Origin of the sequence: Nocardioides bruguierae (assembly GCF_023656415.1) — a bacterium.
Taxonomy (GTDB): Bacteria; Actinomycetota; Actinomycetes; order Propionibacteriales; family Nocardioidaceae; genus Nocardioides; species Nocardioides bruguierae.
Window position 1 is genome coordinate 46,838 of sequence record NZ_JAMOIL010000029.1, and the last position, 11,062, is coordinate 57,899.

10 protein-coding genes are annotated in these 11,062 nt (G+C 71.8%); 9 read left to right on the top strand and 1 reads right to left on the bottom strand.

The window, feature by feature from the left end:
- Positions 1–27: 27 nt before the first annotated feature.
- Positions 28–846: a maleylpyruvate isomerase family mycothiol-dependent enzyme gene (locus M8330_RS17895; protein WP_250828433.1), complete on the bottom strand. Its 819-nt coding sequence runs from the start codon at positions 844–846 to the stop codon at positions 28–30.
- An 84-nt stretch (positions 847–930) separates the two neighbouring features.
- On the opposite strand from M8330_RS17895, the gene argC reads away from it, so the two are divergent.
- The 9 genes from argC to M8330_RS17940 all read left to right on the top strand — a co-directional run bounded on the left by argC (position 931) and on the right by M8330_RS17940 (position 10,598).
- Positions 931–1,968 carry an N-acetyl-gamma-glutamyl-phosphate reductase gene (gene argC, locus M8330_RS17900; RefSeq protein WP_250828439.1) on the top strand — a complete coding sequence of 346 codons (1,038 nt, stop codon included), beginning with the start codon at positions 931–933 and terminating at the stop codon, positions 1,966–1,968.
- 94 nt (positions 1,969–2,062) lie between these two features.
- Complete coding sequence (gene argJ / locus M8330_RS17905; protein WP_250057324.1) at positions 2,063–3,214, top strand: bifunctional glutamate N-acetyltransferase/amino-acid acetyltransferase ArgJ; 1,152 nt, start codon at positions 2,063–2,065, stop codon at positions 3,212–3,214.
- Between the two features lie 41 nt (positions 3,215–3,255).
- Positions 3,256–4,188, top strand: coding sequence for an acetylglutamate kinase (gene argB, locus M8330_RS17910; protein ID WP_250057496.1), 933 nt, complete (start codon positions 3,256–3,258; stop codon positions 4,186–4,188).
- Positions 4,188–5,411 (top strand): acetylornithine transaminase, encoded by a 1,224-nt coding sequence (locus M8330_RS17915; RefSeq protein WP_250828434.1) that lies wholly within the window; start codon positions 4,188–4,190, stop codon positions 5,409–5,411. Before argB ends, M8330_RS17915 begins: the two co-directional genes overlap by 1 nt.
- 1 nt (position 5,412) lies before the next feature.
- The gene (argF, locus tag M8330_RS17920) at positions 5,413–6,387 is read left to right on the top strand and encodes an ornithine carbamoyltransferase (RefSeq protein ID WP_372490261.1); all 975 of its coding nucleotides are present in this window, start codon (positions 5,413–5,415) and stop codon (positions 6,385–6,387) included.
- Between the two features lie 5 nt (positions 6,388–6,392).
- Positions 6,393–6,914: an arginine repressor gene (locus tag M8330_RS17925; RefSeq protein ID WP_250057494.1), complete on the top strand. Its 522-nt coding sequence runs from the start codon at positions 6,393–6,395 to the stop codon at positions 6,912–6,914.
- 60 nt (positions 6,915–6,974) lie between these two features.
- Positions 6,975–8,402 (top strand): argininosuccinate synthase, encoded by a 1,428-nt coding sequence (gene argG, locus M8330_RS17930; RefSeq protein ID WP_250057318.1) that lies wholly within the window; start codon positions 6,975–6,977, stop codon positions 8,400–8,402.
- Between the two features lie 147 nt (positions 8,403–8,549).
- Positions 8,550–9,992, top strand: coding sequence for an argininosuccinate lyase (argH, locus tag M8330_RS17935; RefSeq protein WP_250057307.1), 1,443 nt, complete (start codon positions 8,550–8,552; stop codon positions 9,990–9,992).
- Between the two features lie 15 nt (positions 9,993–10,007).
- Positions 10,008–10,598 (top strand): DNA-3-methyladenine glycosylase, encoded by a 591-nt coding sequence (locus tag M8330_RS17940; protein ID WP_250828436.1) that lies wholly within the window; start codon positions 10,008–10,010, stop codon positions 10,596–10,598.
- Positions 10,599–11,062: the final 464 nt, after the last annotated feature.

Consider the following 11,062-nt stretch of genomic DNA (forward strand, 5'->3'; position numbering starts at 1 on the left):
CACGCGGCTCTCACCTGCCCAGCGGGCTCAGGTCAGCGGTGCGTCCACCGCGGCACGGAACGCCGCGTAGGCCTCCTGGGACCCGGTGACGGTGACGCCGGCCTCCTCGGTGCGCCGCCACAACCAGGCGTCGAGGACGGCGGCGGTGCCGGCGACCTCGCAGGCACCACCGGCGGCGTCGTCGGGTCGCAGCACGAGGTGCGGCCCGTCGACCTCCCACCCGTCCGGCGAGGTGCCCACCAGGTGGCCGGTGACCACCCGCAGCGTGTGCCCTGTGTCGGTGAGGCGGAGCGTGGTGGCGTGTCCGTCGGGCGTGAACGTCGCCCAGGAGGGCGGCTCCCCGCCGTACATCACGTCCATGAGCTCGGCCACGCCGTCGGCGGCGAGGTCCGGCGGCAGGGGCGTCACCGTGCCCGCGGCCTGCTCGGCGTCGAGCCGGTGGATCAGCGCCTCGTGGGCCTGGCGCCGGACGGTGAACCCCACCGTCTGCTCCTCCGCCCACGACCAGGCCGCCTCGCCGGGGTCCGCGGCGGCCAGGGCGCTGCTGAGCGCGGACGAGCACGCGTCGAACAGGGAGACCAGGTCGGCGTGGGCCTCCGGCCGGGCCGGCCGGTCGGCGTCGTCCGGGGGGCCGGCAGGCCGCCGGACGATCACCTGCGACCAGAACCACTGCACCTCGGTGAGGTGCCAGAGCAGGTCGTCGGCGTCCCAGTCCGGGCAGGACGGCACCCGGGCCGCGGGGTCGCGGGCGGCGAGCACGTCCCGGAACCTGGACGACTCCGCGACCAGGTGATTCAGGTACGCGGAGGTGGGTAGGGAGGTGGGGGAGCCCGTCATGCCGGTCATCTGCCGACCGTAGCCCGAGCGGTGCCCCGCGAGACACGGTGTTTCCCCCGCGTTTCACATATCCATACGCATGCGTGTATGTTCATGCACATGACGAAGGTCAGAGCAGCCGTCGCAGGTGCCAGTGGCTACGCGGGTGGGGAGGTGCTGCGCCTCCTGCTCGCTCATCCGGACGTGGAGATCGGTGCCCTCACGGGCGGCTCCAACGCGGGCCAGCCGCTCGGGGCGCTCCAGCCGCACCTGACGCCCCTGGCCGGCCGGGTGCTCCAGGAGACGACCATCGAGAACCTCTCCGGTCACGACGTCGTCTTCCTCGCTCTGCCCCACGGTCAGTCCGGTGCCGTCGCCGCGCAGCTCGGCGACGACGTCGTGGTCGTCGACTGCGGCGCTGACTTCCGGCTCGAGGACGCGGGGGAGTGGGAGCACTTCTACGGCTCCGACCACGCGGGCACCTGGCCTTACGGCCTACCCGAGCTGCCCGGGCAGCGGGAGGTCCTGGCCGGCACCAAGCGCGTCGCCGTCCCCGGCTGCTACCCCACCGTCTCCACGCTCACGCTCGCCCCGGCGGTCGCCGCCGGCATCGTCGAGCCGGACGTCGTCGTGGTCGCCGCGTCGGGCACCTCCGGCGCCGGCAAGGCCGCGAAGCCGCACCTGCTGGGCAGCGAGATCATGGGCAACCTCTCCGCCTACGGCGTGGGCGGCACCCACCGGCACACGCCGGAGATCACCCAGAACCTGTCGAAGATGATCGACGGCGAGGTGAAGGTCAGCTTCACCCCCGTGCTCGCGCCGACCCCGCGCGGCATCCTCGCCACCTGCTCGGCCCCGCTGAAGCCCGGCGTGACCGCCGAGGAGGCCCGGGCCGTGTACGAGAAGTACTACGGGGACGAGCCGTTCATCCGGCTCCTGCCGGAGGGCCAGTGGCCCCAGACCAAGTCCGTGATCGGCTCCAACGCCGTGCACGTCCAGGTGACGGTGGACGAGCGAGCCGGGCGCCTGGTGGCCGTCGGCGTGGTGGACAACCTCGCCAAGGGCACCGGTGGCGCCGCCGTCCAGTGCATGAACCTCGCCCTGGGTCTCGAGGAGACCACCGGGCTCACCGCCGTCGGCCTCGCTCCCTGATCCGCGCCGCGGCCCCGCTCCAGCGAGATCCGGGCCGCAGCGAGCTCAGCGTCGTAGCGAGACCAGACCCAGCCAGGACCAGACAGGATCACCCATGAGCATCACCACCCCCGCGGGCTTCCGGGCCGCCGGCGTCGCCGCCGGCCTGAAGTCCACCGGCGCCAAGGACGTCGCGCTCGTCGTCAACGACGGGCCCACGTTCACCTCGGCCTCGGTCTTCACCGCCAACCGCTGCCAGGCCAACCCGGTCCTGTGGAGCAAGGAGGTCGTCAAGGACGGCACGGTCAAGGCCGTCGTCCTCAACTCCGGCGGCGCCAACTGCTACACCGGCGCGGACGGCTTCCAGACCACCCACGCCACGGCCGAGAAGGTCGGCGAGCTGCTCGGCGTCGGCGCGATCGACGTCGTGGTGTGCTCCACCGGCCTGATCGGGATGAAGAACGACCGTGACGACCTCCTGGCCGGCGTCGAGAACGCCGCCGCCGGGCTGTCCGCCGAGGGCGGGGCCGAGGCGGCCGAGGCGATCATGACCACCGACTCGGTCTCCAAGCAGGCCGTCGTCGAGGGCGCCGGGTGGAGCATCGGCGGCATGGCCAAGGGCGCGGGCATGCTCGCCCCGCAGCTGGCCACGATGCTCGTCGTCATCACCACCGACGCGGTCGTCTCCGCCGAGGACCTCGACACCGCGCTGCGCGCCGCTACGCGGGTCTCCTTCGACCGGCTCGACTCCGACGGCTGCATGTCGACCAACGACACGGTCACGCTGATGGCGTCCGGCGCCAGCGGCATCACCCCGCCGCTCGGTGACTTCACCGAGGCGCTCACCCAGGTCTGCACCGACCTGGCGATGCAGCTGCTCAAGGACGCCGAGGGCGCCGACCACGAGATCGCGATCAGCACCATCAACGCCGCGTCCGAGGACGAGGCCGTCGAGGTCTCGCGCAGCGTGGCCCGCTCCAACCTCTTCAAGGCGGCGATCTTCGGCAACGACCCCAACTGGGGCCGCGTCCTGGCCTCGATCGGCACCACGGGTGCGCAGTTCGACCCCGCCGACCTCGACGTCGCCATGAACGGCATCTGGGTGTGCCGCAACAGCACCCCGGACGCCGACCCCGAGACCGTCGACCTCACCGGTCGCGAGGTCTCCGTGACGATCGACCTCAAGTCCGGCGACGCTCGCGCCACCGTCTGGACCAACGACCTGACCCACGCCTACGTCCACGAGAACAGCGCCTACTCCTCATGAGCGAGAACACCGACATCCCCGCCGCCATCGACCCCGCCAACATGCACTTCTCGCAGGTGCCGCCGGCCGACCCGGACAAGGCGTCCGTGCTCGCCGCCGCGCTGCCCTGGATGAAGCGCTACTACGGCAAGATCGTCGTGGTGAAGTACGGCGGCAACGCCATGACCGACGACAACCTCAAGCGCGCCTTCGCCGAGGACATCGCCTTCCTCCGCTTCGCCGGCTTCAAGCCGGTCGTCGTGCACGGCGGCGGCCCGCAGATCTCCACCATGCTCGACCGGCTCAACATCGAGTCCGAGTTCCGCGGCGGCCTGCGCGTCACCACGCCGGAGGCCATGGAGGTCGTGCGGATGGTGCTCGTCGGCCAGGTCCAGCGCGAGCTGGTCGGGCTGATCAACGAGCACGGCCCGCTGGCCGTCGGCATGTCCGGTGAGGACGCCGGGCTCTTCACCGCCGAGCCCGCGAACACCGTGGTGGACGGCGAGGAGGTCGACCTCGGCCTCGTCGGCGAGGTCGCCAAGGTGCGGCCGGAGACGATCATGGACCTCATCGAGGCCGGCCGCGTGCCCGTGGTCTCCTCGGTGGCCCCCGACGTCCACGGCGCCGTGCACAACGTCAACGCCGACACGGCCGCGGCCGCCCTGGCCATCGCCCTGGGCGCCGACAAGCTGCTCGTCCTCACCGACGTCGAGGGCCTCTACCGCGACTGGCCGGACTCCGACGACGTCATCTACGAGATCAGCCCCGAGACCCTCGCGGTGCTCATGCCGACGCTCGCCGCCGGGATGGTGCCGAAGATGGAGGCCTGCCGGAAGGCGGTCGCCTCCGGCGTCCCGCGCGCCACCGTCGTCGACGGCCGCGAGAAGCACGCCGTGCTGCTGGAGCTGTTCACCGACGAGGGCGTCGGCACCCAGGTGCTGCCGGGTGTCGACACCAAGATCCGGAAGGCCCGCCAGAAGGCGGTGGTGAAGTGATGAGCACCCAGACCCAGGACCAGACCCAGGAGCAGGTCGTCGGCCGCTACACCGACGCCCTGATGAACACCTTCGGGCCCCCGAAGCTCGCGCTCGTGCGCGGCGAGGGCTCCACGGTGTGGGACGCCGACGGCAAGGCCTACCTCGACCTGCTGGGCGGCATCGCCGTCAACAGCCTCGGCCACGCCCACCCGGCGATGATGAAGGCCGTCACCGAGCAGCTCGGCACGCTCGGCCACATCTCCAACTTCTTCACCTCGGGCCCGCAGGTCGAGCTCGCCGAGACGCTGCTCGCGCTGCTGGGCGGCGACGCCGGTCCGGCCCAGGGCAAGGTCTTCCTCGCCAACTCCGGCACCGAGGCCAACGAGGGCGCCTTCAAGCTCACCCGCCGCACCGGACGCACGCACGTGGTCGTCGCCGAGGGCGGCTTCCACGGCCGCACCATGGGCGCGCTGGCGCTGACCAGCAAGGCCGCCTACCGCGAGCCGTTCGAGCCGCTGCCCGGTGACGTCACCTTCGTGCCCTACGGCGACGCCGAGGCCCTGGCCGCGGCCGTCACCGACGAGACCGCCGCCATCTGCCTCGAGCCCATCCAGGGCGAGGCCGGCGTCGTGGTGGCCCCCGACGGCTACCTCGCGGCGGCCCGCTCGATCGCGGACGAGCACGGCACCCTGCTGTGGTTCGACGAGGTCCAGTGCGGCGTGGGCCGCACCGGGCTGTGGTTCGAGCACCAGCGCTCCGGCGTCGTCCCCGACGTCGTGACCCTGGCCAAGGGCCTCGGCGGTGGCTACCCGATCGGCGCCGTCGTCGGCCTGGGCAGGGCGGCCGACCTGCTCCAGCCGGGCAACCACGGCACCACCTTCGGCGGCAACCCGGTCGCCTGCGCCGCGGCGCTGGCCGTGCTGACCACCATCGAGTCCGACGGCCTCCTCGAGCACGTCACCGGCCTGGGCGAGCACCTGCGGGCGGGCCTGGCGGCCGAGCCGCGGGTCACCGAGGTGCGCGGCCACGGCCTGCTGATCGGCCTCGACCTGGCCGAGCCCGTCGCCGCCGCGGTCGTCGACGCCGCCCAGGCGGCCGGCTACATCGTCAACATGCCGACCCCGACGCGCATCCGGCTGGCCCCGCCGCTGGTGCTCACCCGCGCCGAGGCCGACGCGTTCCTGGCCGACTGGCCCGGCATCCTCGACGCCGCCTGGGCAGCCGCGAAGGCCGGTGGCTGAGGTGCGCCACTTCCTCCGTGACGACGACCTCTCGCCCGCCGAGCAGGCCGAGGTCCTCGCGCTCGCGGCCGAGATGAAGGCCGACCCGTACGGCGCCAAGCCGCTGGCGGGCCCGCAGTCGGTGGCGATGATCTTCGACAAGCCCACGCTGCGCACCCAGACCTCGTTCGGCGCCGGCATCGCCGAGCTCGGCGGCAACCCGATGCTCGTCGAGGGCAAGCTCGCCGGCATCGGCGTGCGCGAGTCCGTCGAGGACGTCGCCCGCGTGCTGGGCCGCCAGGTCTCGGTCGTCGTGTGGCGCACGTTCCTCCAGTCCCACCTGGAGCGGATGGCCGAGAACGCCGGCATCCCGGTGGTCAACGCGCTCACCGACGACTTCCACCCGTGCCAGCTCATCGCCGACCTGCTCACCGTGCAGGAGCGGCTGGGTCGCCTCGCCGGCGTCACCGTGGCCTTCATCGGCGACGCCGCCTGCAACATGGGCAACTCCTGGCTGCTGGCCGGCGCGACCGCGGGCATGCACGTGCGGATGGGCGGCCCGGAGGGCTACCTGCCCGAGGACGCCATGTTCGCCCGCGCCGCCGAGATCGCCGCCACCACCGGCGGGTCGGTCTCCGGCCACCACGACCCCGTCGAGGCCGTCACCGGCGCCGACGTCGTCGTCACCGACACCTGGGTGTCGATGGGCAAGGAGGACGAGGCCGCAGCCCGTGCCGCGATCTTCGCGCCCTGGTCGCTGACCGAGGACCTGCTGGCCCACGCCGACGACGCCGCGATCGTGCTGCACTGCCTCCCGGCCTACCGGGACAAGGAGATCGCCACCTCGGTCCTCGAGGGCCCGCGCAGCGCCGTGTGGGAAGAGGCGGAGAACCGTCGCCACGCCCAGAAGGCCGTGCTCGCCTGGCTGCTGGCCCACCGCACCGACACCACGCCGTCTTCGGCGCAGGCCGCGGCGGCGGTCCCGGTGGAGGCGTGAGCACCATGACCGAGTCCGCCCTGCGCCCCGGCACGAAGTCCGCCCGGCACCAGCTCATCATCGAGCTGGTGTCGACGCGGGCCGTGCACTCGCAGGTCGAGCTCGCCGCGATGCTGGCCGAGGCCGGCGTCCACGTCACCCAGGCCACGCTCTCGCGGGACCTGGTCGAGCTGCAGGCCATCAAGATCCGCTCCGCGGAGGGCCCGCAGGTCTACGCGGTGCCCGCCGAGGGCGGTGACCGCAGGCCGGTCGTCGGCACCGAGACCGCCGCCGGCCGTGCGAGGCTGGCCAAGCTGTGCGGCGAGCTGCTCGTCAGCGCGGAGTCCAGCGCCAACCTCGTCGTCCTCCGTACTCCGCCGGGCGCGGCGCAGTACCTTGCCTCGGCCTTCGACAAGGCCGACCTCGGCGAGGTCCTCGGCACCATCGCCGGCGACGACACCGTGCTCGTCATCGGCCGGGACCCGCGCGGCGGCGAGGCGCTGGCGCAGCGCTTCCTCGACCTGGCTGCGAGCAACAACCCGGCCTGAGCGCCGGCTGCAGAACCCCGCACGTTCCCCTGAACCAACCAGCACCAACAGGAGCAATCCATGAGCAAGGTCCTGACCACGCTGCCCATCGGCGAGCGCGTGGGCATCGCGTTCTCCGGCGGCCTCGACACCTCGGTGGCCGTCGCGTGGATGCGCGACAAGGGCGCCGTGCCCTGCACCTACACCGCCGACATCGGCCAGTACGACGAGCCCGACATCTCCGGCGTCCCCGGCCGCGCGATGGAGTACGGCGCCGAGCTGGCCCGTGCCGTCGACTGCCGCCGTCAGCTGGTCGAGGAGGGCCTGGCCGCGATCGCCTGCGGCGCCTTCCACATCCGCTCCGGCGGCCGCGCCTACTTCAACACCACCCCCATCGGTCGCGCCGTCACCGGCACCATGCTCGTCCGCGCGATGCGCGAGGACGGGGTGGACATCTGGGGCGACGGCTCCACCTTCAAGGGCAACGACATCGAGCGGTTCTACCGCTACGGCCTCATGGCCAACCCCGACCTGCGGATCTACAAGCCGTGGCTGGACGCCGACTTCGTCTCCGAGCTGGGTGGGCGCACCGAGATGAGCCAGTGGCTCGTCGAGCACGGCCTGCCCTACCGCGACTCCCAGGAGAAGGCTTACTCCACCGACGCCAACATCTGGGGCGCCACCCACGAGGCGAAGACCCTGGAGCACCTGGACGTCTCCCTGGAGACCGTCGAGCCGATCATGGGCGTGAAGTTCTGGGACCCGTCGGTGCAGATCGACACCGAGGACGTCGCGATCCGCTTCGAGGCCGGTCGGCCCGTCGCCATCAACGGCCAGACCTTCGACGACCCGGTCGCCCTGGTCATGGAGGCCAACGCCATCGGCGGCCGCCACGGCCTGGGCATGAGCGACCAGATCGAGAACCGCATCATCGAGGCGAAGTCCCGCGGCATCTACGAGGCGCCGGGCATGGCGCTGCTCTGGATCGCCTACGAGCGCCTGGTCAACGCGATCCACAACGAGGACACGATCGCGCAGTACCACAACGAGGGCCGCAAGCTGGGTCGCCTGCTCTACGAGGGCCGCTGGCTCGACCCGCAGGCGCTGATGATCCGCGAGGGCATCCAGCGCTGGATCGCCTCGCTGGTGCACGGCGAGGTCGTCATCCGCCTGCGCCGCGGCGAGGACTACACCGTCCTCTCCACCGAGGGCCCGGCGTTCAGCTACCACCCCGAGAAGCTCTCCATGGAGCGCACCGAGAACGCCGCGTTCGGTCCGCTGGACCGCATCGGTCAGCTCACCATGCGCAACCTCGACATCGCCGACTCCCGCGACAAGCTGGAGCAGTACGCGCTCCAGCCGCTGGACCAGGGCCAGGTGCTCGTCGAGAACGGCACCCTCTACGGCGAGATCGAGGCCGGCGGCCGCGACCGGATCACCGCCAACGACCAGATCAAGGACGGCAGCCAGGCGCTCGACCACGTCGCGTTCGAGTCCGGCAACGACTGACACGTCCCGTCGTCACGACCCCCGCACCCCGTCGCGGGGCGGGGGTCGTGACGCGACCCGGTCCGCACCGGGGCGGCGGCGGTCGCAGGGCCGAGCCGCTGAGAAGATGACCACCGCGCACCCGCGGTCAGGAGAGGCAGCAGAGAAGTGAGCACCGAGCACGGCACCAACACCGGCAAGCTCTGGGGCGGCCGGTTCGCCGGCGGACCCTCGCCCGAGCTGGACGCGCTCTCGCGCTCCACCCACTTCGACTGGCGGCTGACCCCCTACGACCTGGCCGGCTCCCGGGCGCACGCCAACGCGCTGCACCGAGCCGGGCTCCTCACCGACGCCGACCACGCCGAGCTGCTCCGTGGCCTCACGGTGCTGGGGGAGCGGTTCGCCGCGGGCGAGCTGCACCCCGACGTCTCGGACGAGGACGTGCACGGCGCCCTCGAGCGGCTGCTGCTCGAGGAGGTCGGCCCGGACGTGGGCGGCCGCCTGCGCGCCGGTCGCTCGCGCAACGACCAGATCGCCACCCTGTTCAAGGTGTTCCTGCGCGACCACGCCCGCGTCGTGTCGGCCCTCGTGCTCGACCTGGTGACCGCGATCGCCGACCAGGCCTCCGCCCACCTCGGCGACGAGACCACGGCGCCGACCGTCATGCCCGGCCGCACCCATCTCCAGCACGCGCAGCCCGTGCTGCTATCCCACCACCTGATGGCGCACGCCTGGTCGCTGCTGCGCGACGTCGACCGCCTCGGCGACTGGGACGCCCGCGTCGGTGGCGACTCGCCCTACGGCTCGGGTGCGCTGGCCGGCCAGTCCCTCGGCCTGGACCCGACCGGCGTCGCCGCGGAGCTCGGCTTCACCGGCTCGTCCGCGAACTCCATCGACGGCACGGCCAGCCGCGACTTCGTCGCCGAGTTCGCGTTCGTCTCGGCCCAGATCGGCGTCGACGTCTCGCGGATGGCCGAGGAGATCATCCTCTGGGCGACCAAGGAGTTCGCGTTCGTGACGCTGCACGACTCCTGGTCGACGGGGTCGAGCATCATGCCGCAGAAGAAGAACCCCGACATCTCCGAGCTGGCCCGTGGCAAGGCTGGTCGTCTCATCGGCAACCTCTCCGGGCTCCTGGCCACCCTCAAGGCGCTACCGCTCGCGTACAACCGCGACCTCCAGGAGGACAAGGAGCCGGTCTTCGACTCCGTGGACACCCTCGAGGTCCTGCTGCCGGCCTTCACCGGCCAGGTGGCCACGCTCGTGTTCGACTCCGAGCGCATGGGCGAGCTCGCCCCCCAGGGCTTCTCCCTGGCCACGGACGTGGCGGAGTGGCTGGTCCGCGAGGGCGTGCCGTTCCGCATCGCGCACGAGGTGGCCGGCGCCTGCGTGCGTCGTTGCGAGGAGCTGGGCATCGAGCTCGCCGACCTCACCGACGCGCAGTTCGCCGAGATCTCCCCGCACCTGACCCCGGGGGTGCGCGAGGTGCTGACGGTCGAGGGTTCCGTGTCCTCGCGCGACGGTCGCGGTGGCACCGCCCCGGTGCGCGTGCGTGAGCAGCACGCCGAGCTGCTGGCCCGGGCCGAGGCACTCCGCGCGCGACTGGCCTGAGCCCTGCCCCGGCACATGATCGACTGGACGGCGCCACCGGAGACGGTGGCGCCGTTGCTGTTGGGTGCCCACCTCACCCACGGGGACGTCACGGTGCGGCTCACGGAGGTGGAGGCGTACGGAGGAGCGGACGACCCCGGCTCGCACGCCTGTCGGGGGCGGACCCGGCGCAACGCGTCCATGTTCGGCCCGCCCGCCCATCTCTACTGCTACTTCACCTACGGGATGCACGTCTGCGCGAACGTGGTGACGGGCCCCGAGGGGCACGGCAGCGCCGTCCTGCTCCGCGCCGGGGAGGTCGTCTCCGGCCTGGACGTCGCCCGCGACCGTCGCCCGGGGATCCGGGACCGCGACCTCGCCCGTGGCCCGGCACGGCTCGTCCGCGCGTTGGCCCTGCGGCTCGAGGACGACGGCTCACCACTCCTGGACGGCGACGGTCCTCAGCTGGAGCCAGGGGAGCCGCCGCCACCGGATCGGGTCTCCACCGGTCCTCGCGTGGGGCTGCGGCAGGCACCGGAGCGACCGTGGCGGTGGTGGTTGACCGGGGACCCGAGCGTGTCGGCGTATCGGCCCGCGACGCCCCGGAAGAGGCCTCCGCAGGGGTGAGGCGCAGGCCACGCAACTTGGATTTGGCCTCAGGGCAACACGTCTGTAATGTTCTCTTCGTCGCCGGGAACGTCGCGGAGCGGAGTGGCCGGTCAGGCCGCCAGCGAAGCGCCCTGGCTCGGCGACCAGAAGCGGATCTCGGTCCGCTCGGCGGGTCGGCTCGACTGAGTTGACACGGCCGGGCAGACTGCGTAAGTTTCTGCAGGTTGCCTCGGCAGCGGAGCGGAGACGCGATGCGCCGGGTGCGTGTGATTCTTGAGAACTCAACAGTGTGTCATTGATAGTCGACGAATTAGTTTGTTTATGCCCCTCTCGTTGGCATGGCTGGGCTTTGGTCTGGTTGTGTTGGTGGGTGGGTTTCTTTGACGATGATTCTGACAAGTTTGTCAGGTTCTTTCTGTCAGTGATTGATTTTGCATCATCTCACACTGTGTGTGGGTTTTCGATGGAGAGTTTGATCCTGG